We start from the raw sequence: 24,923 nt of genomic DNA on the forward strand, positions 1-24,923 counted from the left end.
CGCTCGGGGCATGGGGTGCTGACGACGTCGATTGCCGCCGACAAGTTGGTCGAGGTGCTGCAGGCCAGCCGCGTATTTGGCATGCTCGAGATGCCTGTTCTGCAAGATCTGGCCGGCGAGTTGGAACTCACCTCGGTGAGAGGGGGGGATCTCGTTCTGCACGAGGGCGATACCGCTGAAAGCATGTTGATTCTGGTCAGTGGCCGGCTGCGTGTGTCACGGCGAAATGCCGATGGTTCGCTTCTTCTGTATAACGAAATTTGCCCGGGCGAGTCCGTCGGCGAAACCGGCATGGTCCTGCAACAATCGCGTTTTGCCGATGTGACGGCGGTTCGCGACTCGACCATCGCCTTGCTGCGGCGCGAGCCTTTTGAAGTACTCCTGCGCCGTCATCCGGTGGCCTTGAATCGCGTTTTTACCCAGGCCGTCTATCAGCAACTTCGGCATGCCCCGCAACTGGTCGAACAACGTCGGGCCCATACCTTCGTCGTCGTTCCGCTCCACGACCGTCGCCTGGGGGCTGAAGTGGCGGCGGGTCTGGCCGAGGCGCTCGGAGCGATCGGGCGGACCGAGAAAGTGCGCGAGGCAGCGCTCGATTTGCCGCACTTTGATGAGCTGGAGAGCCGCTTCGAATATCTTGTGCTGGAAACCGACGAAACGAACTCGGAGCGCACGCACCGGGCTGTTCGCCAGGCCGACCAGGTGGTCTTTGTTGCGGCGGAAGGGGAGTCTCCCGGGTTGTCCGGGGTCGAGCGCGGTCTCTCAAGCGAGGCCGGCTTTGTCATGAAGCGCAAGCATCTGGTGCTGCTGCACAAGGCGCTGGCCGAGCATCCAGGCGATATGCCGGCCTGGCAAAGAGGGCGGGAGATTGAACGGGTTTATCCGGTGCGGGCCGGCCGGCAACGCGACTATGCCCGTCTGGCGCGCTTTCTGACCGGTACTGCCGTCGGTGTGGTGCTTGGCGGCGGTGGGGCGCGCGGCTTTTCGCATCTTGGCGTTCTGCGGGCGCTTGAGGAAAACGCCATCCCGGTCGACCTGATCGGTGGCAACAGCATGGGGGCCTTGATCGGGGCGCAATACGCCAGTGGCGTGCCGATCGACGAAATCCGGCAGCGGACGCAACGCTTTGCCTTGGGGGGGGAGCGGCCAACCTTGCCGTTGATTTCGCTGCTGTCCGGCAAACGCCTCGAGCGCGATCTGCGCAAGATGTTCGGCGAAACCTGCATCGAACAACTGTGGCGCCCCTTCTTTGCCGCTGCCTGCAATCTCAGTCAGGTGTGTACCACGGTGCAGGATAGCGGTCCGATCTGGCGGGCCGTGCTGGCCAGCAACTCGCCGGCCGGGCTGCTGCCGCCCGTGGTTCACAAGGGCGATCTGCTGGTCGACGGAGCCATTCTCGATAACGTACCGGTCAGTGCCATGCGCGGGCGCCTCGGGACGCCGCTCGAACAGCGCCGGGGGAACGGGACTGTGATCGCCGTCGACGTCGATGTTCGCGAGAATATGTGTGTCCATCCGGAAACCGTGCGGCTGTCCGTCTGGCGGACCCTCAAGGGATATTTGCGCTCGGCCGGTGACGGCTCCCCATCGATTGCTTCGATCCTCTATCGGGCCGGCCACATCGGCGGCATGCACCAGCGGGCCCGGACCATGGCCCTGGCGGATTACTGCCTGGAGCCGCCGGTCGCCGATTTTCCGCTGATGGCCTACCGTCGGTCGGACGAAATTGTCGAGGCCGGTTATCGTTATGCACTGGAAGAAATATCCCGATGGACCGATCCGTCGCTTCTGTCCTAGAACCAGAGCTTCTTCCGCTCTCGCTGAGCCAGCAGGAAGTCTGGCTGGATCAGCGCGCCTGGCCGGGAAGCACCCACCTCAATATCGGTGGGGCAGGGTATATCGACGGTCCGTTCGACCTCGCTTTGTTCCACCAGGCGCTGACTCAGCTGGTTGCCGAAAACGAGGCTTTGCGTCTGGTCCCTCTTCTTGAGGGCGGGCAGAGGCTGCTCCCGGCCTACGATGCGCCGTTGCTGCTGGTCGATGTTTCGACGGCGGAGAATCCACTGGCCGCCATGCGCGTCTGGTGGCAGGACTGGATGGCCGAGCCCTTCTTCTTTGATGGCAACCCGCCCTGGCGTTTTGCCCTGCTCCGTCATAGCGATACCTTGCACGGACTGACCATCCAGTTTCACCACCTGATCATGGATGGCTGGGGAACTTCGCAGGTAATGCAGCGTTGGGCCACCCTGTACAACGTGCTGGCCGGTTCGGAAGCGCGACGGCCGACTAGCGATCCGGGTTATCGCCAGTTTGTCGCGGATTCGCTGGAGTACCGGCATTCGCCGAGCTTCGCCAAAGACGCGGAGTTCTGGCAGCAGCAGCTACCGGTGTTGCCACCGCCGCTATTTGAGCGGCGCTATGCGATCGAATCATCAGAAAGCTTGCCGACCGCGCATCTGATTACCCAGAATCTGCCCCGGGCCGACTATGACCACCTGGCTTCGTTTGCCGCGGAACTCGGCGTAACACTTTTTGGTTATCTGGTCGGCGTTCTCGCCGCCTATTTTGCCCGGGCTTATGGCCGCGACGAGGTGGTGATCGGCTTGCCGAGCCTGAATCGTTCCGGAAAACGCTATCGCGAAACCTTCGGCATGTTCGTCGGCGTCTTTCCGCTGGTCGTCAAGGTGTCGCCAGGCATCACCGTGCGTGAGCTGCTTGGGTCGGTGAATCTTGCCTTGAAGGCAGCCGTGCGCCGCCAGCGCTATCCGGTCAGCGAACTGGCCCGGCATCTGGCGGCTATTCGGCACCGCCGCGACAGCGTTTTCGATGTTCTCTTTTCTTACGAGCGCCAGGACTACGATCTGAATTTCGGTGCAGGTCGCTCGTTCGGATCGCGGCAGATATTCTCCGGTTTGGCGCGCTATCCGCTGGGCATTACCTTGTGCGAATTTCAGTCGGTGCAGGATGTGGAACTGACGCTAGAGGCAAGCCCTGCTTGTTTTTCCGCGGCTGAAGTCGGCTATCTCGGACAACGTATCGCTCATCTGATGCAGGGCATGGCGGCGTATCCCGATCAGTGTGTCGAAGACCTCGATCTACTCCCTCCGGCTGAATTTGCCGCACTGACCCAGGCGCCGTGTACGGCGCAAGCATCACCGGAGCCCTATATCTGTCAGTTTCAGCGCCAGGCGGAAATCACGCCCAACGCCAGTGCCGTAGTCTGGGACGGCGGCAGTCTTGACTACGCGACGCTCGATGTCTGGTCTGGCTATCTCTCTGCTCAGCTAGTCAGTCTCGGAGCGGGCTGGGGAGGCATCGTGGCGCTGGTCATGGAGCGTTCGCCGGAGATGCTGGCCGCCATGCTGGCCATCAACAAGGTCGGTGCCGCCTTTCTGCCGCTGGACCCGGATGCGCCGCTGGCCCGCCTGCAAGGTATCGTCGACGAAAGCGGCGCGCTGGCCGTGCTGGTGCAACCGGCCCAACGCGAACGGTTTTCCGCGCTGCAGGCAAAACTGTTCACTGTTTTGCCCGAGTCCGCTAGTAGGGCGTCTCTGAACGATTTGCCTCGGCCCACGCCGGGTGATCTCGCCTATGTCTTATTCACCTCAGGGTCGACCGGGCAGCCGAAGGGCGTCATGGTCGAGCACGCTGCGCTGAGTGCTCGGCTGGCCTGGATTTCCCGTGCTTACGGTGTCGTGCCATCGGATCGGACAGGGCAGTGCACCCAGTCAACATTCGATCCTTCGCTGATCGAGCTGTTTCTGCCGCTGATCAACGGGGCCAGCGTTGCCCTGCCGCCGGCCGGCCGGCTTTCACCGCGTTCGCTCGGCCCTTTTGCCGTCCGCCATGCGGTGACCATCATGGCCCTGGTGCCGTCGACGCTACGTGGTCTTCTCGATTCGGTTCCTGATTTCTCGGCCTTGAAACTGCGCGTCGCGTGCTGTGGTGGCGAGGTCTTGTCGGTCGATCTGGCCAATCGTTTTATCGACCAGACCGGCGCGCGCCTGTTCAACGTCTACGGCCCCACCGAAGCAACCATCTTTGCCACTGCCTGGGCGTGTCAAAAGCAATCGACCGACGCAAGTTTGCCGATCGGGCGAGCAATCGATGGCTCGCGAATCTACATACTCGATAGCCGCGGTACCTTGCTGCCCTTCGGTATTCCCGGAGAGGTCTATCTCGCCGGAGCGGCAATTGCCCGGGGATATATCAATCGCCCTGAGCTGGATCGTGAAGCCTTCTTTGCCGATCCATACGTTCCCGGTCAGCGCATGTACCGGACCGGTGATCGTGGCTGGCTGGCGACCGATGGCAATCTGCATTTCCTTGGTCGCCTTGATCGCCAGATCAAGCTGCGTGGTTACCGCATCGAACAAGGAGAAATCGAGGCTGCGTTGCTCGCTGTCGATGGCGTGCAGCAGGCCGCGGTCAAGTTGCTCGAACGGCATGGAAAGCCGGCCATCCACGCCTGGGTGGCCGGTTCGCCACAGTTGTCGGCAAGCCGTATCCGCCAATATCTGGCAAGCCGCCTGCCCGACTACATGCTGCCGGCAGGGATCTCCCGCCTGCCGGAATTGCCGGTCAACGGTACGGGGAAAATTGCCTATGACCGCTTGCCTGTGCTGGAGGTCGAGGTTCCTGTGGCTTCTTCGAGGCTCCCGGCCAACGACATGGAGCGCGCGCTCCTCGCGCTATGGCAGGTTGTATTGAAGCGGGATGGCTTCGGCGTGACCGACAATTTCTTCGATGTCGGCGGTGACTCTCTGGCGGCGGTCGACATCCTAGTCGGGGTGGAAACCCTGGTCGGTCGGAGCGTTCCGCTCTTTATCCTGACCGAAAACCCTTCGGTCGAACAACTTGCGCTGGCGCTTGGTCAAGACAAGGGCCAGAGGCTGGTCAGTGACGTAATGTTGCACCTTGGCCGGAATGAGGGAAAAACTCCCATATATTTCGCCGCCTCCGGGCATGGTGACCTGATTCGTTTCCGGAGTCTTGCCGATGCCTTGGGCGATCACTGTGACCTGTACATGCTGCAACCGCCGACTGGCCGGCCAGTGCTGAGTATTTCCGGATTGGCCCGAGATTACGCTGAACGCATCGTGGCGCATGGCCGTCCGGGGGTACTGGCCGGGTTTTCGGTCGGTGGCATCGCCGCCCTGGAGACAGCACGGCATCTGCAGGCGCTTGGCTTTCCCGTCCCCCGGCTTTGTCTGGTCGATACGGTATATCCCGGGCGGTTACTGCGCAGTGCCATTTTCTGGAAGTCGCTCGGCTGGTTGGCCCGACACATGAATGCGCATGAACTCAGCATGAATGGTCGCCATCTCGGCGCCTTGTTCAGCGACCCGGGGCTGATTGCCCAGATCAATGCCATGGCCGATTATCGGCTCGACAGCTACCGCGGGGCGGTGAGCCTTATCAAGTCGTCAGGTCTTGTGCGGTGGAACCGCTGGGCGTTTCAGCCCTGGCGAAAACAGATGGAACAGCCGCTTGATGAAATACTGATTCAGGGCTTGCATGGGTCGATTTTCGAGCGTGACAACATACAGAGTTTGGCTCGCGCACTTCTCGATTTGCCGGAACTTAACACCCCGGATGTGGCTAGAACTTGAGCGATAGGCCTGTCATTACCCCTCGTGGCCGGTATCGGCAGCGTGCTCTGCTGTTGCTGTCGCTTATTCTTGGTCTGCTTGGCTTGGCCATCGCGTGGCGTTGGAGTTCGCTCCACGAATTTCTTGATCCGGACAAACTGATCGGTTTGCTGCGAGTCTCCGGAGTGGCTCAGAATCCGCTCGTCGTCATTGGTGCGGTAATCATCGCCAGCATAATTGCGATTCCGCTGGCGGTCATAATTGTTGCTGGCGCATTAATCTTTGGGCCGATCCTTGGGCCGGTTTACGTGCTGTCAGGAGCTGAGATCGGGGCGGTAATCAGCTTTGCCTTGGGTAAGTACCTTGGTCATGATGCGCTCCGACTATTGGCCGGAGAAAAGGCCAGAAAACTCAGCGAAAATCTGGGGCGTAGTGGTGTCATAACGGTAATCGTCATCCGCTTGATTCCTGCGGCACCATTCGCCATTGCCAATATGATCATCGGCGTATCGCATATCCGAATGCGTGATTTCTTGCTTGGGACGATTGTCGGGATGATTCCAGGAGTTCTGGCGATCACACTATTTGTTGACCAGATTGTTGCTGTCTTTCGTTCTCCCGGGTGGCAGTCAATTGCACTGACTGTTGCAATATTGATAATCATCCTGGGCGGTGCATATGGCCTTCGCCGATGGCTCGAAAAATCGGGAAAGCCTGCTGCGATGGGCAAAGACGAGGAGGTTGGTGGGCGATAGTGATTTACGGTGACGCAGGGTTTGATTGCCTTCAGGAAAAAAGCTGTCGGAAATTTTTACACTCCATACTCATGCCTTTGGATTAGTGGCCTGGCGTCCTGTTAAATTTAAATATAATCAATCGGTTAGAGTGTTAATGGTGATCCGGTATGGAATGTGCTTTGTAAAATTGCCAATGCGCTGTCTGTATGCGTCAAGCGTGAACTGGATCACAACAATATCATTAGGTCTCTGCTATCCTTTGGCCGGGATGTCAAAGAAAACCTGAAAGGCTAGGTACGGGAAATGAACGATAAAGAAAATTTGGCTGCGACAAACGATACTTCCGTTGAGCCGCAAATTCAGCCAAGTGAGGAACGTGTCGCTCATTCTCGTCGCCGCCTGTTCCGCCAAGGAGCTTCTGTCGTTGCCGTGACACTGGCCAGTCGCCCAGTGCTGGCATGGCACTGCAAGTCTCCGTCGGCGTGGGGTTCTGAGCAGATCAATCCGAACACGAGCTTGAGTACCAATGCCGGACACAATTCATATACGGACGAGACTTGGACTATCTCTAACTGGGTGAGCAATACCGCGCGGAACAACTTTGGCCAGCCGTGGGTGAAACTGAAGGAAAAATTTCCTTTGCTCATCGATAAATCCACAAAGACCAACGGTAGTTTTGATTACAAGAAAGTAACGGTAAAAAAGCTTTTTGCTACCGTCTCCGGCTTGGGCAGGCCAACAGGATTGAACGACACCGCCATGGTCAAGGATATTTTGTCCATGGGGTCCGATCTGCAAAAGTACACGATCGTTGCCCAATTGAACTACGTCTTGCTTGCCCCTCTGACCTCACCAAACGATCTTGACAAGTGTGTGACGCTTTTAGACCTTCGGCAGATGGCATCTGGTTCCTATTCGCCACCCAATATGGTGAATGTGACTTGGGGCGCGCAAGATATCGTGGACTATTTGTATAATAATTGGATTGTCAGGCCCTCTTAAGTAGACCTCGAGGCCGTTTTTGAGCAAGAGTGCAGCTTGGCCTGCGAAGCTCTCGTTGCGAAAGGCAGATCTGGTCTTCCGAGTTTTCCTTGGTGAAGAACTTGTCGTCGTATACGATGCTAGAAATGGGGATACCCATCTGCTAGGCGAGGTGGCTTATGAGCTGTGCCAATTCTTGGCAGATTCGCCTATGACGGCAGATGAATTAAAACACCGCTTGCTGCTGAACTTTCCCGAAGATGATCCGGACCTCGTTGCTGATGGCGTTGATGCTGCGCTTATGCAACTTGAAGGCGCCGATTTTATTTTCGCTGCAGCTAATTGAGAGTTTCCGAGTTTTCCAGAAACGCAGTGTTTGACCGTCTTAAAGATGGTGATCTGCTGATTGACATGCATCCGTTCAAAGTCCGGGTGCGTTCCGATATCCCGAGTTTGGCGGACGATATTTGTCGTGTTTATCGAGATTTTTCGCTCGCCGATCCGGACAGTTTTTCCGATTTTCACGTTGAGGTTTCATATGAGCGAGGGTTCCGCCGCTGGATAAAGCCGCTCGCGCGGTTTTATTTCGACGGCCGGCCTTCGTTTATTCCACTGCCAGCTGATCAGGCTTTCCCTATGCTAGAGTGGGGAATCAACTGGTGCGTGGCAGCACATAGCCACCAATACTTGATCATTCATGCCGCAGTGATCGAGCAAGGGGGGCGAGCGCTGATTCTGCCGGCACCGCCAGGCTCCGGCAAGAGCACCTTGTGTGCGGCGCTGATCAATCGTGGCTGGCGGTTGCTGTCGGATGAACTGGCTCTTTACGATGTCGAGCAAAAACTGATTTATGGCATGGCCCGCCCGGTTAATTTAAAGAACCGGTCCATCGAGGTTATTCAGGGGTATTCACCGGATACGGTAATGACTTCTCCTGTGCCGGACACGACCAAAGGAACCGTGGCGCTGATGAGGCCACCGGAGGATAGTGTTCGGCGTGTTGCAGAGCCTGCGCTCCCGGCTTGGATAGTCTTGCCACGCTACCTGGCTGACTCTGAGCCACTCCTTGAGAAGTACTCCAAGGCAAGAACATTCATGCTGATTGCTGATCAGTCGTTCAACTACAACGTTCATGGTCGTTCGGGATTTGATGCTGTTGGTGACCTTGTCGAGCAGTGTTCATGTTATCAGTTCACCTATAGCCGTCTGAGCGATGCCGAAAGCATCTTGGCGGATTTGCTTGCCGGGGCAGGCAATGCACCCAACTGATATTGTCGTTCGGGCTCTGTATGAGCCTCGCGTAACGGCATCTCTGGATACAGCTCAGTGGGATTTGTTGATACGCCAGGCGCGCCGGGCCAACTTGCTTGGCAAACTGGCTTTTCAGTTATTACCTGAGGGGCTTGCTCTCGTACCAAAATCGCCGCAAGCGCATCTTGTTTCCGCATTAAAGATGGCTGACCGTCAGGATCTGGCTATTCGCTGGGAGGTCTCATGTATCTCGGACGCCTTGTTGGGCAGTGGCGTGAAAGTCATTTTACTCAAGGGTGCTGCCTATGTTATGGCCGGTTTGCCGACATCACGCGGGCGCACGTTCTCGGATGTAGACATTCTGGTTCCCAAGGAGCGGATCTGCGAAGTTGAAAGTGCCCTGATGATTCACGGCTGGCAGGGCTCGCATCACGACGAGTACGATCAGCGCTACTACCGGGAATGGATGCACGAAATCCCTCCCATGCTGCATGTCCGGCGGGGAACGAATATCGACGTTCACCATACGATTTTGCCGGAAACAGCCCGCATTAGGGTCAATACAACCGCACTTCTTGAAGACCCCGTGCCGATCGCCGGCTTCGACAATATCTTTGTGCTTAAACCTGTCGACATGGTGCTGCATAGTGCTACCCATCTTTTTCACGAGGGCGAACTCGACAACGGATTACGCGATCTTTTCGATCTTGATTCGATGTTCCGTCATTTTGGTGACAAAGATGGTTTCTGGAGCAAGCTGTTGCCGAGAGCCAGAGAGCTTGGTTTGGAACGTCCGCTCTACTATGCCGTCTTTTTTTCAGTGAAAATTCTCGATACGCCGTTTCCCGAAACGCTAGTTCGAGATATTAAATCGATCTCTCCACCTAAAGTGGTGATGTGGTTGATGCAGCTATGCTATACGAGGGCTTTGCGTCCGAATCATGCGAGTTGCGATAGCCGAGGGAGTTGGCTGGCAAGAAAAGCGCTCTATATACGTTCGCACTGGATCAGGATGCCAGTTTTCATGTTGACCCGCCATTTGGTGCACAAGGCGATGACCCGGCCGGGAAAATACGATGCCGAGGTTTCCATCGAGCGCCAGCCGGTGTAGTCGATATATTCCTAAGGGATATCGACGATGCTTTTCAAGAAGTTCACAGGAATCGCATAGCTGATTCCCGATGGTTGGCTCAAGGCTGTTTCCTTGCTGCCTTTGATGAAGACCATATTGATGATCCCGATCACGTCGCCACTTTCCGTGTCAAAGACCGGGCTGCCGCTGTTTCCCGGATAGGCCGTGGCATCCAGTTGAAAGATGTTGAAGGTTCCGCCCTTGATGCGACGGATCACTTTTTCATTTAGTTGCTGGGCAGTCGCTCCGGGGAGGGCGATTGGGGTTATTGAGGAGATCATGCCGCGATGGGTGACCGGCGAAAAGCCCAAGGCGCCGCCGATCGGAAAACCGGTAAATCCAACCGACAGGCCCTCGCGCACCAAGTTCGAGTCGCGCAGTTTAAGGGCTGGCAAGGCCGCCCCATCGACACGCAGGACCGCCAGATCGTGATCTTTATCCCGGGTGGCGAGATAAGCGCGCCTGACCTGCGACTCTCCGCTGGCGTTGCGTGTCTGAATGACCAGAACCGGAGCATCCGGTTCTAGGGTGTCCGGAACGACGTGTGAGTTTGTGGCAACCAGATTTCCATTGCCGATCACGAACCCTGTACCGCGCAAGACAAACGGTGGGCTATTCGTTTTTTTGTAAGTCCCGACCACAACAATCGAAGGTTTGACGCGCTCAATGGTATCGGCCAGTTCGGCAACTACTTCAGTCGCCAGAAATAATCCAAGGGCGGCAAAAAGCCATCCGATAAAACATTTACTGGTCCTCACATCACCCTGCGCGAAGTTATTTTTGGCAATTCCGGTGATGGACCAGTGATTGCCGGATCGAAAGGATGATTCTCCCGCTTGAAAATATCGCGTATGCGTTTGACGTAGCCTTGCGTCTCGGCATAGGGGGGAATCCCGGCGTATCGGTTTACCGCACCTTCACCCGCATTGTAGGCTGCTGCTACCAACGCCACATCACCCTTGAAGTAGGCAAGAAGCCAACGTAAGTACGAAAGGCCGCCGCGGATATTCTGTTCAGGATCGAAAGGCTTTTTTACGTTGAAGCGTTCGGCGGTTTCCGGAATCAGTTGCATCAGTCCCTGAGCATTCTTTGGGGACACCGCTCCCGGATTGAAGTTGGATTCGGCGCGGATGATAGCCATCGCAAGCCGGGGATATACGCCATATTCCGGAGCCAGCTTGAGCACCATATCCATGACTTTACGGTGCTCCGGCATGGCCGTGGCGACGATATCATGTCCATCGCTGTCAAAAAGGCACTCAGGAGGCTTGCTGACGGGGTCTCCAACCTGACGCAGCATGCGCTGGGAAAGCGGATCGCCCTGTTTGGCAGCCATCGCAAAAAAATAGGCTGCTGTCGCATCGTCACGGGCAATACCGCGACCGTTGGCATACATCCAGCCAAGATTGTATTGAGCCTCAACGTCACCCAGACGAGAGGCTTCGCAATACAACTGAACAGCCTTGGCCGGGTCGCGTGAGGCACCGTTGCCGTGTTCATAATTGCGCGCTTCGTTGCGCAATGCCACCGCTTGCTCATTTTTCTCCAAATCGGCCAGAGCTGGTTTGGAGAGTGCAGTGATGGCAATAAGGATGCATAGCGCCCAAGGCCTGCGACCTGGTTTTCTCGACTTTGAGCGCTTCATGCGAGCCTCCTTAGAGACGCCAGAGATCCACACCCGCGGCTGCGAATGCGGCCGGATCGAGCATGCTTTTTACATCGGTGATCACACCATCGTTTTTCAGTTTAGACAAGAAATCGGCAGTTGACCGCATTTTGAATTCATGATGGTTCACCGCAGCGACGATGGCTCCAGATTTTGGCAGATCATCCCAGGCAACAAGATCGACACCGTATTCGTGCTTCGCTTCCTTGGTATCGGCAACCGGGTCATGGACGACGACCTTGGCTCCATAGGATTCCAATTCGCGAATGACGTCGATAACCCGCGAGTTGCGCAGGTCTGGGCAGTCTTCCTTGAAAGTAAGGCCGAGGACGATAATCGGACAATCCTTGATCGGGTGCCCATTGCGAATCAGCTGCTTGATGGTTTGTTCGGCCACAAACTTGCCCATTCCGTCATTGATCCGGCGGCCGGCCAGAATGACCTCGGGGTGATAGCCGAGTTTCTGGGCCTTGTGTGTCAGATAATACGGATCGACACCAATGCAGTGGCCGCCAACCAGCCCCGGACGGAATGGCAGAAAATTCCACTTGGTACCGGCGGCCTGCAGAACTTCCAGCGTATCGATGCCGATCTTGTCAAAAATAATAGCCAGTTCGTTCATCAGTGCGATGTTCAGGTCACGCTGGGTATTCTCAATGACCTTGGCCGCTTCGGCCACCTTGATGTTTGAGGCGGGATAGACGCCAGCCGTAATGATGCTGCCGTAGATTTCCTTCACGGTGGCCAGCGTCTCCGGCGTATCCCCCGAGACGACCTTGACGATCTTGGTAACGGTACGTTCCTTGTCGCCTGGGTTGATGCGCTCCGGCGAGTAACCGACAAAGAAATCCTTTTTCCATGTCTTGCCGGACTCTCGTTCGAGAATCGGAATACAAACCTCTTCTGTCGCCCCGGGGTATACCGTTGATTCATAGACGACGATTGCCCCCTGTTTGAGGTTCTGGCCGACTGCTTTTGAGGATCCTACCAGCGGGCTGAAATCCGGCTGGTGGGCATCGTCGACTGGTGTCGGTACGGCGACCACGACAAAATCAGCCTCTTTCAGCGCCGCCGGATTGGTGCCAACCTCAAGCAGGGTTGCTGCCTTGAGATCTTCACTGCTGACTTCCCCGGTCGGGTCTACGTATCGTTTGTAGGACTCGATTTTCTCTGCTGAGAGATCGAATCCAATGGTGCGAAACTTTTTGCCAAATTCGACTGCCAGCGGCAAACCGACGTAACCGAGACCAACCACTGCAATTGTTGTCATTTTTTACCCACGATTAATGATTGAAATTAAAGTTGAACAAAATCTTAAAGCTCTTTCTGTAGCTGGCTGACTTCGGCATGGCCCGAGAATTTTTCGCCCATCTTGGCGATGGCGTCCAGTTCCTTGCGTGCTTCGTCTTTTTTGCCGGCGCTGATCAATACCTTGGCAAGATTCAGTTGAATTGCCGTTGCTTGCGGGGCGATTACCATTGCTTTGCGTAGAAGATCGATTGCCTTCGTCGTTTCACCCTTGTCGGCGAGCAACATGGCGAGCGTATCCATAAATGGTGGCTGGTTGGGAGACAGCTGGTTGGCTTTTTCCGCGTACTCCAGTGCCTTGGGGGCCTTGAGTTGCCCCAAGACCCAAGCCAGGTTGTTCAGCACCAATGGATTATTCGGCTGAATTTCAAGTGCTCCACGGTAATTCTGGACGGCCAGCGGATACTGCTTGCGTGCCGTAGCGATATCTCCCAGATGGACGCGGAGCGCAACATCCTTCGGATGCTCCTTGATCCATCCCGCTGCCATTTTGTCTGCTTCGGCGGTAGCTCCCGAGGCAAGCAGGGCGGTGTGCAACTTGATGGCCAATTCCGGAGCCGCAACTTGTTTCAAACCGGCGCGGTAAGCACCAATGGCTTCAGGCCAGGCCTTTTCGGTGGCACGTATATCCCCTTCGAATACAAAGCCGGCAGCTTCCTTGGGCCTTTGCTGTTGAACCTGGCGAGCAATGTTGACTGCATCGGCAAGTTTCTTGGCATCCATTGCCAGAAGGATCAGGCCACGCTGGGCCTCGACCAGGTCAGGCTTGATTTCCAGTGCCTTCTTGAGGCTTTTCCCGGCTTCATCCTTGTTCTTGCTGCCCAGATGTATGTCGGCCAGGCGCATCTGTGGCAGAGGCGAAGCGGGTTGCATGGCGGCCAGCTTGCTGTAGGTTACCAGTGCCTGGTTGAAGTCACCTGAGGCCTGCTGTGTCCGGCCCAGGGCATCGAGTATTTCCGGCTTGTCAGGAAGAGCTGCCAAAGCATCGCTGGCAGCCGTTAGAGCCTTTTTGTTGTCCTTCTTGCTCAGATGGTACTGGATCAGTGCCAGTCGTGGTGCAACCTCTTCTGGATTGGCGGTAATTGCCTTGCTGATCAGTCCGGTGACTTCGTCAGGAGTGCCGCCATTCGACATACGGAGCTCTGCCAGTGCAAGCATGGCTTGTATGCTCTTGGGGTCGGCAGCGAGAACGGACTCAAAGCGTTTGCGGGCATCGTCCGGCTTTTTTTCCACGATATCCATTGCCGCCAGACTGGCTGCCGCGGGGAAAAACTTCGGATTGATTGAGAGTGCCTTTTCAAAATTTTGACGGGCTCCCGGAATATCCTTCTTGGTTAGCAGCGTGCGGGCTCGCAGATTGTAGGTGGCTGCGTTGTTTGGTTGCTTTTTTTCCAGGCTGTCGATGGCCTTGAGCGCCTTGTCAGTCTGGTTGGTTCGCAGGTAGGCCGCGATCAGCGCGAGGTCGGCTGCCGTTCCCTTGTCGGTAAGGGAAATCTGTTCAAGTTCCTCAAAGGCGTCGGCAGTCTTGCCTTGCGCTAAGTGAGCCAGAGCAAGAGATGTTTTCTTGACGGTGTTGTCTGGATCGAGCGTGCTCGCTTTGGCAAAATATTCAGCCGCCTTGTTTGCGTCACCATTTTGTAGGTAGGTCTCCCCTGCCAGCGCAAGCAGGCTTGGATCCTTCTCCTTGCTCTCAAGTGCAGGTTGCAGTGTACTCAGGGCTTTGGCCGGTTGACCGGCGCGTAGATAGCTGGAAACAAGAAGCTTGCGGGCCAGCGGCAGATCCGGACTCAATTGAAGCGCCTTGGCCAGGTAGACTTCGGCTTGAATATAGGAGCCCAGCTGAAATTCGACGGCGCCAGCGAGTTGAAGGCTGTTGGGATTGTTCGGGGCGATTTTCAGTAGCTGTTGCGTCAATTCCCGCCCTGTCTTGTAGTCCTTGAGCTGGTATTTTGCTTGTGCATCAAGATAGATAGTCTGCGGATGCTTGGGGGCGATTTTCTTCAGTGCATCGATCTGCTTTACCGCATCGTCCAGCTTTTGTTGCTGGAACAGGCTGGATATAACGGCGGAGTGGGCCTGCAGAGAGTCTGGTCTGGCCTCGATAGCCTTGCGGTAAAGTGCAATGGCCGCCTCCTGATTGCCCTTGACCGCCTGCAATGAGCCGCTGAGCAGCAGTGCTTCATCGTTGTTCGGATTCTTCGCCAGTACGCCATCGACTATGGTTTGCGCTTCATCGAATTTCCGGCTGCCGGCTTTGTTGCGTGCATCGGCTAGTTGGGCCGGGGCGTAGTCGGGTTTGGCGGAAAGTGCGGCGTCCAGCGCGCTCTGGGCGGCTTGGCGATCACCTTGGGCAATGTAGGCAACGCTCAGCGTGGTTTTCAGGTTGGCCTGCGCTTCGCTGGCCGGAAGTTCTACTTTGGCAAATTCGTCTGTAGCTTTCTTGGCTTTGCCGGTCGCCAGGAGCGCCTGGGCAAGCAGGGGGATGCTTTGGTCGCTGGCATATTTGAGGTCGAGTGCCTTGCGCAGTTCAACCTCAGCACCGGCGACGTCGCCGCTTTCCAGTAGCGCTTTCCCCAGAAGGAAGCGTGCCTCGCCAAGCTCCGGGTTTTTCTGCAAGGCATTCTTCAATTGGATGACGGCTGCCTTGCTGTCCTTTTTAGCGAGGAAATCCTTGCCGGAGGCAATCAGTGCATCCGGGCTGTCGCCGCCGCAACCGCCAAGGAAGGCCGCCAGCAAAGCGGTTGAAATCGCGGTGGAAATGATCGATTGACGTTTTTTCATGACGTGTGCTTTCAAAAAATATCAGCTATTTCAAACCCAGGCGGTGCATGAGGTCATAGAGGGTGGGGCGACTGATGCCGAGGATCTCCGCGGCGCGTACGACATTGCCATTGGCGCGGCCCAGCGCGGTAACGACGGCATTGCGTTCAGCATCGTCGCGAATCCGACGCAGGTCGATGAATTCGGTGTTGGCATCGTCTTCGGTGTCCAGGCCAATATCTTCACGGGTGATTTGCTGGCCATCGGCCATGATTACCGCTCGCTTTATGCAGTTTTCGAGTTCCCGGACATTGCCTGGCCAGGGATGGGATTCGATGGCACGAACAGCATCCTCGGTGAGCGTCATGGTGCCGCGGTTCTGTTCGGCTGAAAACCGGCGGACGAAAGCATGGGCAAGCAATGTCGCATCGCCCTTGCGCTCGCGCAAAGGGGGGATATTGATAACGATCTCGGCCAGACGATAGAAAAGATCCTCGCGAAAACGACCTTCCTTGATCAGTGTCTTGAGATCCTGATGGGTGGCACAGACGATACGTACATCGACGGGAATCTCCTGGCGCCCGCCAACCCGTTCAACGACCCGCTCCTGCAAAAAGCGCAGCAACTTGGCCTGCAGTGAATGTGGCAAATCACCGATTTCGTCAAGCATCAGCGTGCCGCCGTTGGCGCTTTCGATCTTGCCCGGTGTGGTTTTGGCGGCGCCGGTGAAAGCGCCTTTTTCATAACCGAATAGTTCGCTCTCCAGCAGGTTATCCGGGATGGCGGCACAGTTGATGGCAACGAAGCGCTCGTTCTTGCGTGGCGATGCCTCATGTACCCCGCGCGCCAGCACCTCCTTGCCGGTTCCGCTTTCGCCGAGCAGCAGCACCGTGGCATTGCTGCTGGCCACCTTCTCGATGGTGCGGCAAACGCGCAGCATTTCAGCATTCCGGGTCAGCAGACCGGCCAGGGCTGCCGGGTGCTGGGCGGCCTGCAGGCGCCGGTTTTCCTGCTGCAGGTCGTACAGACGAAAGGCCCGGTCAATAGTCAGGGCAAGGAGTTCCGGCTCGAACGGCTTGGCGAAGAAATCGTAGGCACCGAGTCCGATGGCGCGCAAGGCATTGCTCCGATCATTCTGGCCGGTAAGTACGATGACTTTGGTGTCGGGGGCCGCCGAAAGTATCTGTTCAAGCAGGCGAAAACCTTCCGAGACCGAGTCGGCATCCGGTGGCAAGCCAAGATCCATGGTCACCACCGGCGGGCTGTGGCGGTGAACGTGGGTGAGGGCGCTTTCCCGATCGCCGGCGGTCAAGGTCTCAAATTGGTCAAAGGACCAACGTAATTGTTTCTGCAAAGCCGGGTCATCTTCGACAATCAGCAGGGGACGGGGCTTATCTGTGCTCAAGCATGCTCCTTTGTGCGCAAGTCGGATTCGGTGCTGATTTTGAAAAGCGGCAGGATTACGGTCATCCGCGTGCCTTTTCCGGGTTCGCTATCGACTTGCATTTCGCCACCCAGTTCGCGAATGTACTGAGCGCTTTCATAAGCGCCAATGCCCATGCCTGCCCGCTTGGTGCTCTGAAAAGGCTTGAACAGGCGGTTGCGAATGAACTCAGGGGTCATGCCGAGGCCGGTATCGCCGACTTCCAGCGCGGCACGGTCGCCACGCCGTTCGAGTGCGACCCATACCTTGCCGGCAGGGTCGGTGGCATCAAGGGCATTCTGCACCAAGTGGCCAATCACCCGTTCCAGACGATCTTCATGACCGCGCGTCGCCAGTCGTTCCTGGACCCTGACCTCGACTGACCTTCCCTGATCCATCTTTTCCTTCTGAATCCGTTGAATGACGTCTGGAAGATTAACACCACATGCGGTTCCCGGGGGAGTGGCGCCTTCTCGCAGCTGCATCATCAGTTGCCGCATCCGTTCGACGGAGTGTTCTACCGTCATCAGCATGTCTTGCTGGAACTCCGGATTGTCACGGTGGCGTTCGGCATTTTTCAGCATCAATGCGAGCTGGGTGACGATGTTTTTCAGATCGTGGACGACGAAAGCCGACATCTTGTTGAAAGCTTCGAATTTCCGTACTTCGAGCAATGCTTCGGTGGCTTGCATCTTGGCCAGGAATCCTGCGGCCTGACAACCGGCGGTACGCAACAGGTCATTGACTTCCCAGTTCACATCGATCGGGGTTCGCGAGCTGGCCAGAACGACGAATCCATTCATCTGATTGCCAACCATCAACGGTATCACCAGCCAGGCATTCGGAATCTCGGGGATCCATGCCGGTATTTCCAGGTCGCCATAACGACCTGGGTAGCAGCGATATTCCTCAAGATTGATTACCCAGCCGCTATTCAGCAGGAAGCGGGAGAGCGATGATTCGGGGGCTTCCGCCACGTCGCTGACCGGGATGTTCCAGCGGGCCGTCTGGCGGTAGCTATCCTGTCCTGCCTCCCTCAGCCAGAGTCCGCCAGCCGGGCTTTCGACCATGTTGGCCAAGCCGCGGATGACTTGTTGTCCCATGGTTTCCGGCGAGACTTGGGCGGAAAGCGTTTGCGTGAAGCGCAGCCACTCTTCACGATAGTCATAGCGATAACGGAAAAAATGCTTGCCGACCAGAACGCGGAGCTTGGCCCGCATTGAACCCGATGCGACAAGGACGCCCAAGCCGAGAATGGCGGCGCAGACGAGCGCCAATTGCATGGCGCGGCCCCAGTCGCCGCCGAAATAGCGGACGTAGTAGCCAACGCTGGCCATCAACAGCAGGTAGAGTCCGGCGATCAGCAACGTGGCGGAGTGAAATGCCGCTTTCTGCGAAAGGTGGATCTTTGATGTCCAGTCGCGGCTGCGCAGGGTGGCCACCAACAGCAGCGGAATGGTCATTGCATGAATGAATCCGCGAATGCTGATGGCGTCGCCGTCGACCCGGTTGAACATCAATGCGTCGGAAAATAGATAGATATCGAATACAAACTGACCGGCGAGGCCCAGGCACAGCGGCTTGATGTTCCAGATGGAGTCGTCGGATACGGCGCGGAACAACTGCTCGACCAGCATGAGGCCGAGGACAGGCATGGCCAGTGCATGAAACAACGCGGTTCGAAACCACTGGTCGGCTGGCAATAAGCCAAAGGCCAGTGAGAGTTGCAGGCCGAGGCCACCGAGCACGAGGCCCCAGCACGCCGGGATCAGCCAGGCTGGAAGTAATGCGCGGGTGGCCGATTGGCCACGCTCGGAACCGAGCAGGTAAATCACGAACGCATACCAGGCGCCGTGTCGCAATACATCGCTCAGCGAAGCGGAAAGCGCGAACAACGGCTGGGGGCTGATGGTCGACAGGAAGGACAGTCCAGCCCAGAGTGCCGAAAATGAAACGGCCAGAAACATCGTTCCGGTCCGCTGACCGGAGCGCCATTCACTACCAAGAGTAAAGAGATAGGTGGCCAGCAGCGCATATGCAACCGCGGCAATCCCGAAACTCCAGACGATCAGCGAGGCTGATTCAGTATCCATGAGCGATCAATGAAAACGCCACGGCGGTGCGTGGCATCAGGTATTTCAGTGGGCGCCCTTGCCGGTAAGCACGACGCCTACGGTATCGAAGAGGACGAGAATGTCGAGAAACAGGGAGTGGTTCTTGACGTAATAGAGATCGTACTGGAGCTTTTCGGCCGAGTCCTCGACGGTCGCACCGTAATGGTAGCGAACCTGTGCCCAGCCGGTAACCCCCGGCTTGACGCTGTGCCGTACGGCATAGAAAGGGATTTCCTTGGTCAGCTGATCGACGAAGAAGGGGCGTTCGGGACGGGGCCCGACCAGGCTCATATCGCCTTTGAGAACGCTGAACAGCTGGGGCAACTCATCAATCCGGAGTTTGCGGATGATCTTGCCGACCTTGGTCGCCCGGTCATCCTGCGCCGTTGCCCAGACCGGCTTGCCATCCTTCTCGGCATCGTTACGCATGCTGCGGAACTTGATGACGTTGAAAAGGCGTCCATTAAGGCCAACCCGCTCCTGACGATAAAAAATGGGAAAGCCATTTTCGGCGACGATGGCGATGGCGGTAACCGCCATGATCGGCAGGGAGAGCAAGATCAGAATGCTTGCGCAGACGATGTCGAAGAGGCGCTTCACGACGGTGCGCATGGTTCCCTGTCGGAAGCCTTCGCCAAAAATGAGCCAGCCGGCATAAAGAGATTCGAGGCGAATCTGGCCGAGCGTCTGTTCGAAATGGCTGGCCAGGTCGAGAACGCGAATGCCCTGCAGTTTGCAGTCGAGCAGTTCGCGCAACGGCATTGAGCCGCCACGACGCTCGGTAAGGGCCACGACGATTTCATCGACTTTCAGCGAAATTGCCGTATCGGTCAGAGAGCGGTCGCGCGAGATGAGCATCGCGCCGGGAACCGCAGTTTGTTCTTCATTCGGGCTCGGGAAGAAACCAACGATTTCGGCGGACGGGTCGGATTTATTCAGCGCCCGCTTGACGCCCAGGGCGCGGGCGCCCGTTCCGAAAACCATGATTTTCCGGGTCGGCATGCCGGTGGTGGGCGCATGGGCGGCGCTGACGCGGGTCACCAGCATGCCGAAAACGGCCGACATTGCGGATAGCTGGAGGAACTCGTGGCTTACGCCGGTCAGCGGGAGGAGGGCGAAAATGCCATAGGCAATCGGAACGGCGAGGTAGAGCGAGAGTACGGCGCGCGCCCGGCTTTCCATGATGGTCCGGTTGTTGTAGCGCTGATAGAAGCCCAGCCAGGAGTTGATCACCAGCATCGCCACGCCGAGCAGCAGGCCAAAAATCAGGACTTGCTTGATGTTGACCGGGAGGCCGTTGCCAACCCACATCACGGCGATCACCAAGCCGACAATCACGAAGGAAAAGTCAAAGAGCATCTGGCCTATCGAGTGCCAGCGTAACCAGTGATTGAACAATCGGATCATGATCGGTCTCCGTCCCGCAAATCGTCAAATACAAAGATAACAGACCGCATTTCAATTGCCTGCGAGTACCGCTGAGCATAACTTTGTCGACGCCATGGCGTTTGTGCCGGAGTCGCAAGTTGTTGGCATCGATTGTAGTGATGACGGAGTATGTTGCTTGTGTAGTATTTCACGGTGACTTCAAGTTCGCGGGAATGCTTGATATAAGCAGCGCAGAGGCAGGTGCGGGACTTGCTCACCGCCCTTGGAAATAATCGCTTCGCTGTTCCGGCTGGCCAATGACGGAGGGCTGAAACAACAAATCCAAGGGTGATGTCGGGGCTGGCTGATGCAGATACCGGGTGAAAGCACGCTGTCTGGCACTGGAATGTGGCAAACGGGCCGGCAAGTCTACGCGTGGTCTGGAAAAAAATCTTTACGACCAAAGTAATAGATCGTCATGGGCGATCAAGTCACGCCGATGCCTGCACTATTCATTTGACTGGCGTCTGGTATATAACATCAATATTGATTCGAGATTCACTTTCGGCAAGGCGGGGGCTTTCAGATGCAAATCAGCTGGACCAAAGTACTGAGAAAGCGCCTGCATCAGGGCTTGCGTAAGGCGTTCTCGGCTCTGCCGCGGGATACCCGGTTTGCCGTCTACCGTTCCTTTGTCGATTGCGATCCGGCACCAAGTGAGCGGCTGGTACTGAAAATTGCCGAAAGTCGGGAAGAACTGGAAGCGTGCTTTTCGTTGCTCCACGACGCTTATGTCGACAGCGGTTTCATGCGGCCCGATCCATCCGGCATGCGGGTGACGATTTACCATGCGCTGCCAACGACGACGACGCTTTGTGCCAAATGGGATGGCGAGGTGGTTGGAACGATATCCCTGATCCGCGAAAGCGCCTTCGGCTTTCCGTTGCAACAGGTTTTCGACCTGAGTGGCGTCAGGCAAAAGGCCGGGAAACTGGCCGAGGTTTCGGCGCTGGCGGTTCATCCCAGTTTTCGCAAGACCGGTGGGGCGATTCTTTTTCCGCTAATGAAGTTCATGTACGAGTATGCGACGCACTACTTCGATACCCGTCATCTGCTGATTGCAGTCAATCCCAATCGCATCGAAATGTATGAATCGCTGCTCTTTTTCGAGCGCCTGACGGCCAATGTGGTCGAGAACTATGATTTTGCCAATGGCGCCCCGGCGGTGGGTGCATCCCTCGATCTCCAGCTGGCGCCCGCTACTCTGGAGCACGTCTACCGGAACAAGTCACCGCGTAAAGACCTCTACGCCTACTTCACCAAAACCCAGTTGCCGAACCTGATACTCCCTCATCGGCGATATTTCACGACCAATGACCCGGTGCTGACCCCGGCTTTGCTCGACTATTTTTTCAACGAGCGGACGCAAGGCTTTGCCAATCTCGATCCGCGCAAGAAAGTGTTGCTTCATTCGATCTACGATCTGCAGGCCTATCGCGAAGTGTTGCCGGAAGTGCCCCAACAAGACGTTCAGGTCCGGCAACACCAGCGTTTCTCGGTGAAATGCCCTGGCCAGATTCGCCTCGACTCTTCCGAAGAAGAGGCCGACGAGTTCGCGATTCAAGTCATCGAAGTTTCCGAGTTCGGCTTTCAGGCCTACACCAAGGAAGAATTGCCGCTCAACATCTGGAGTTCGGCGACGGTACACCTCGGAAAAAGCGAGATTTCCGTGGTCAAAGTCCTGGCGGTGCGCGGCAAGGCCAATGGCTTCAACGGGTTTTACGGCTTTCGGGTAGGCGAGCCGGACCTGATCTGGAGAAAGTTCGTCAATGTGCTGCAACAGGGGCATACGCACGAAGACCTCGAGCACGCGACGCTCTATCTGGCCTGACGCCAAGCTGGCCTGATGGCCGGCTGCCACGGAAACCTATTCGAGCAGTTCGGTATCGTCGTGCGAATAGGCCGGCGCACAGCAGCAAAGAATATGCAGCGAATCGTGGCCAAGGTTTTCTACGCGATGCGGTGTGCCAGGCGGAATGACGATGCTGTCGCCGACTTCGATCGCAAACTGTTCGGCGCCAAGCGTCATCGTGCCATTGCCGCTGGTCACGTGGTAAATCTCTTCAGTTGCCAGATGGCGGTGCAGCACGGTGGCGACACCGGGCGGGACGACCGCTTCGGCCAGGCTCTGGTGGCGCACCGGGTGCAGGGCCGGGTGTAGCAGTTCGCGGATTTCCGAGCCGTCCTTGGTGATGTAAGGCGGCGCATTTTTCAACGCGGTCTTGTGACTCACTTGCCACCCCATGGCTGGATCGGCACCGTGGAAATCGCATTGGCCGGGGCGCCTTCGATAATCTTCCGGCTGATCGCCAGATAAACCAGCACCTTGCGCTTTTCGTCCAGGAAGCGGTGAATCTTGGTTTCCTTGAAGAGGATCGAGGTGTCTTCGCTGAACACCACTTCATCGTCCGGCAGCTTGGCCGGCAGGTTGATCGGGCCGATCTGGCGGCAGGCCAGCGAGAATTGCGAAGGGTCTTCGGCCAGCCCGAAACTGCCCTTGACGCCGCCGGTTCGTGCCTGGCTGACATGACAGGTGACGCCGGGAATTTTCGGATCGTCGTAGGCATAGACGCAGATCCGGTGATTGGCGCCGATCAGCTTCCAGGTCGTCGTGGTGCAGGCGATTTCCTCGGCGCTTGCCGGCAGGGTAAGCGCGGCAAGGAGCAGGGCGGTCAGGTATTTCATGTCAATTCCTCGTCAATGACGCATGGGCCGATGATAAGGGAATCATCTTGCCAACGTGCTTCGCCAAAAGCTTGTAGATATCCCGATCGAATGGCGGGCGAGTGGCGTCCAGCAGGTCGTGCAATTCAACTTCGGAACGGGCCGTCCCGAGGTAGCGCCAGCCTTCGATCAGATGGAGTTCCTTGCCTTCGCGGATCAGTGCCGGTCCATTGACCGGCCAGGCGACCAGCTTCAGTCGGGTTAGTGCGCCGACCAGCCGCATCGTGTGTTTGGCATAGGGTTCGTGACCAATGCAGGCGCCTTTGCAGCGCCGGATCTGGTAGCCGAAACAGGGTTTGCCGGGAACGTTTTTCTCCAGGCCGAGCAGGGTGTCGCACAGATTGTATTCGGTCGCCAGTGCGCGCAGCACGTCGGTGGCTTCCTTGCTGTTCTTGAACAGGCCGTAGCAGGAGGCATGGATGCCGAATTCAAGATCGCGGGCCGCTGTCAGTTCCGGGCGCAGCCAGCCTTCGCCCTCGTCGACCAGAGTCCAGGTGCAAATGTCGTCGTTCTTGCGCAACTGGCGGTTGCTGCTCGGCTGCAGTTGCTTGACCAGCGCCGCTTCCTTGAGCAAGGCACCGATTTCGCCGGCGGTTTCGATCCAGTCGATGCGCCTGAGCTGTTGCGACAGGGCCATGTCCTTGGCCGACTTGTGGTCGGCGGCGAAGTGGGACAGCACGCGCTTGCGGATGTCCTTGGCCTTGCCGATGTAGAGCGGCAGTTCGTTTTCACCGTAGAAGAGATAGACACCGGGCGTTTCCGGTAATTCGTCGATGATCCCGGGATCAAGCTGGGAAGGCAGGCTGGGATGGGCGTTGAGCGTCTTCAGCGCAGCCTGCACGGTTTCCAGGCCGGGTGCGACGTGGATACGCTGCCAGAACTGGTGGATCAACTGGGCATCGGCCAGTGCCCGGTGACGTGCCTCGGCCTGCAAGCCATGGCGCTCGATCAGCGAATCCAGATTGTGGCGCTTGTGTTCGGGAAACAGTGTGCGCGACAGCTTCACCGTGCATAGCACCGGTGCCCGGAACACGATGCCCAGACGCTGGAATTCATTTTTCAGGAAGCCATAGTCGAAGCGCGCGTTATGCGCGATGAACAGGCGGCCTTCCAGGCGACGCAAGGCTTCGCCGGCGACCTCTTCAAATGCCGGCGCATCGGCCACCATGGCGTTGCTGATCCCGGTCAATTGTTCGATGAAAGGCGGAATGCGGATGCCCGGATTGACCAGTTGCTGCCACTCGCGAACGCTGCCGTCGGCATCGACCTCGACGATGCCGATTTCGGTGATGCGGTCGAAGGTGGCGGTGGCGCCGGTGGTTTCCAGGTCGACGAAAGCGAGGGGTTTGCGGTGCATGGGGAATATAAGTGCCGGACAGCCCACGATGATACCGTCAGAACGAGCCGGTGACCGGAATGGTGAAGATACCGCCAGGAACGTCGCGGTTGGTAACCTCCGGTGGGCGCCAATGGGTCGTAGCGGTGGCGTGGCCTGATACTATATGTAGTTCAATTTTTGTATTTTGTTACCATATGTAGTGGTTTTTCTTGACCTCGATAATGCCGGGCAGCTAGACTGCCGTTCATTGAAGGTTCCCCGCAAGGGGATTGAAAGGGAATCCGGTGCCAGGTCTTCGACCTGAATTCCGGGGCTGCCCCCGCAACTGTAATCGGCGAGCGTTTCGCCACCCCATGCCACTGGATGCGTCCGGGAAGGCGGGTGAAACGCGCTGAGCCGAGAGCCAGGAGACCTGCCTCAATGTGTCCTTTTTTTGATGTTTTTGGGGCGGGGTGTCCCTGACGAGAGG

18 protein-coding genes and 1 riboswitch are annotated in these 24,923 nt (G+C 57.1%); of the genes, 8 read left to right on the forward strand and 10 right to left on the reverse strand.

Annotated features, from left to right (window positions below):
* Positions 1 to 15 precede the first annotated feature (15 nt).
* The 7 genes from ACLIKD_RS07600 (at position 16) to ACLIKD_RS07630 (ending at position 9,671) form a co-directional block, all read left to right on the forward strand.
* Positions 16 to 1,797 carry a cyclic nucleotide-binding and patatin-like phospholipase domain-containing protein gene (locus ACLIKD_RS07600; RefSeq protein WP_428827829.1) on the forward strand — a complete coding sequence of 594 codons (1,782 nt, stop codon included), beginning with the start codon at positions 16 to 18 and terminating at the stop codon, positions 1,795 to 1,797.
* Positions 1,770 to 5,612: a non-ribosomal peptide synthetase gene (locus tag ACLIKD_RS07605; RefSeq protein ID WP_428827830.1), complete on the forward strand. Its 3,843-nt coding sequence runs from the start codon at positions 1,770 to 1,772 to the stop codon at positions 5,610 to 5,612. The genes ACLIKD_RS07600 and ACLIKD_RS07605 overlap by 28 nt, the downstream gene beginning before the upstream one ends.
* Complete coding sequence (locus tag ACLIKD_RS07610; protein WP_428827831.1) at positions 5,609 to 6,346, forward strand: TVP38/TMEM64 family protein; 738 nt, start codon at positions 5,609 to 5,611, stop codon at positions 6,344 to 6,346. Before ACLIKD_RS07605 ends, ACLIKD_RS07610 begins: the two co-directional genes overlap by 4 nt.
* Positions 6,347 to 6,631: 285 nt before the next feature.
* Positions 6,632 to 7,330: a hypothetical protein gene (locus ACLIKD_RS07615; protein ID WP_428827832.1), complete on the forward strand. Its 699-nt coding sequence runs from the start codon at positions 6,632 to 6,634 to the stop codon at positions 7,328 to 7,330.
* Between the two features lie 19 nt (positions 7,331 to 7,349).
* The gene (locus ACLIKD_RS07620; protein WP_428827833.1) at positions 7,350 to 7,655 is read left to right on the forward strand and encodes an HPr-rel-A system PqqD family peptide chaperone; all 306 of its coding nucleotides are present in this window, start codon (positions 7,350 to 7,352) and stop codon (positions 7,653 to 7,655) included.
* A 26-nt stretch (positions 7,656 to 7,681) separates the two neighbouring features.
* A complete protein-coding gene (locus ACLIKD_RS07625; RefSeq protein WP_428827834.1) occupies positions 7,682 to 8,578 on the forward strand; it encodes an HprK-related kinase A in 897 nt (298 codons plus the stop codon).
* Entirely contained in the window at positions 8,565 to 9,671 is a 1,107-nt protein-coding gene (locus tag ACLIKD_RS07630) for a nucleotidyltransferase domain-containing protein (protein WP_428827835.1), read from the forward strand. Before ACLIKD_RS07625 ends, ACLIKD_RS07630 begins: the two co-directional genes overlap by 14 nt.
* 11 nt (positions 9,672 to 9,682) lie before the next feature.
* On the opposite strand, the gene ACLIKD_RS07635 is transcribed toward ACLIKD_RS07630, so the two are convergent.
* From ACLIKD_RS07635 to ACLIKD_RS07665, 7 genes are read right to left on the reverse strand one after another with little or no spacing between them, the layout of a single operon-like run.
* Entirely contained in the window at positions 9,683 to 10,450 is a 768-nt protein-coding gene (locus tag ACLIKD_RS07635) for a S1 family peptidase (protein ID WP_428827836.1), read from the reverse strand.
* Positions 10,447 to 11,337: a transglycosylase SLT domain-containing protein gene (locus ACLIKD_RS07640; protein WP_428827837.1), complete on the reverse strand. Its 891-nt coding sequence runs from the start codon at positions 11,335 to 11,337 to the stop codon at positions 10,447 to 10,449. The genes ACLIKD_RS07635 and ACLIKD_RS07640 overlap by 4 nt, the downstream gene beginning before the upstream one ends.
* 10 nt (positions 11,338 to 11,347) lie before the next feature.
* Complete coding sequence (locus ACLIKD_RS07645) at positions 11,348 to 12,628, reverse strand: nucleotide sugar dehydrogenase (protein WP_428827838.1); 1,281 nt, start codon at positions 12,626 to 12,628, stop codon at positions 11,348 to 11,350.
* A gap of 44 nt (positions 12,629 to 12,672) precedes the next feature.
* Positions 12,673 to 15,447: an XrtA/PEP-CTERM system TPR-repeat protein PrsT gene (prsT, locus tag ACLIKD_RS07650; RefSeq protein ID WP_428827839.1), complete on the reverse strand. Its 2,775-nt coding sequence runs from the start codon at positions 15,445 to 15,447 to the stop codon at positions 12,673 to 12,675.
* 25 nt (positions 15,448 to 15,472) lie between these two features.
* Positions 15,473 to 16,831 (reverse strand): PEP-CTERM-box response regulator transcription factor, encoded by a 1,359-nt coding sequence (prsR, locus tag ACLIKD_RS07655; RefSeq protein ID WP_428827840.1) that lies wholly within the window; start codon positions 16,829 to 16,831, stop codon positions 15,473 to 15,475.
* The gene (gene prsK / locus ACLIKD_RS07660; RefSeq protein ID WP_226419672.1) at positions 16,828 to 18,942 is read right to left on the reverse strand and encodes an XrtA/PEP-CTERM system histidine kinase PrsK; all 2,115 of its coding nucleotides are present in this window, start codon (positions 18,940 to 18,942) and stop codon (positions 16,828 to 16,830) included. Before prsK ends, prsR begins: the two co-directional genes overlap by 4 nt.
* A gap of 45 nt (positions 18,943 to 18,987) precedes the next feature.
* Complete coding sequence (locus ACLIKD_RS07665) at positions 18,988 to 20,370, reverse strand: TIGR03013 family XrtA/PEP-CTERM system glycosyltransferase (RefSeq protein WP_226419673.1); 1,383 nt, start codon at positions 20,368 to 20,370, stop codon at positions 18,988 to 18,990.
* Between the two features lie 547 nt (positions 20,371 to 20,917).
* On the opposite strand from ACLIKD_RS07665, the gene ACLIKD_RS07670 reads away from it, so the two are divergent.
* Positions 20,918 to 22,222, forward strand: coding sequence for a GNAT family N-acetyltransferase (locus ACLIKD_RS07670; protein WP_428827841.1), 1,305 nt, complete (start codon positions 20,918 to 20,920; stop codon positions 22,220 to 22,222).
* A 36-nt stretch (positions 22,223 to 22,258) separates the two neighbouring features.
* Here ACLIKD_RS07670 and ACLIKD_RS07675 read toward each other — a convergent pair whose 3' ends face one another.
* From ACLIKD_RS07675 to ACLIKD_RS07685, 3 genes are read right to left on the reverse strand one after another with little or no spacing between them, the layout of a single operon-like run.
* Positions 22,259 to 22,624: a cupin domain-containing protein gene (locus tag ACLIKD_RS07675; RefSeq protein ID WP_428827842.1), complete on the reverse strand. Its 366-nt coding sequence runs from the start codon at positions 22,622 to 22,624 to the stop codon at positions 22,259 to 22,261.
* Entirely contained in the window at positions 22,621 to 23,076 is a 456-nt protein-coding gene (locus ACLIKD_RS07680; RefSeq protein WP_428827843.1) for a CreA family protein, read from the reverse strand. The genes ACLIKD_RS07675 and ACLIKD_RS07680 overlap by 4 nt, the downstream gene beginning before the upstream one ends.
* 1 nt (position 23,077) lies before the next feature.
* Positions 23,078 to 24,472: an exonuclease domain-containing protein gene (locus tag ACLIKD_RS07685; protein ID WP_428827844.1), complete on the reverse strand. Its 1,395-nt coding sequence runs from the start codon at positions 24,470 to 24,472 to the stop codon at positions 23,078 to 23,080.
* A 216-nt stretch (positions 24,473 to 24,688) separates the two neighbouring features.
* Positions 24,689 to 24,888: riboswitch (cobalamin riboswitch) on the forward strand.
* Positions 24,889 to 24,923 lie beyond the last annotated feature (35 nt).

The sequence above is a fragment of the Azonexus sp. IMCC34842 genome, from assembly GCF_050368855.1.
GTDB classification, from domain to species: Bacteria; Pseudomonadota; Gammaproteobacteria; order Burkholderiales; family Rhodocyclaceae; genus Azonexus; species Azonexus denitrificans_A.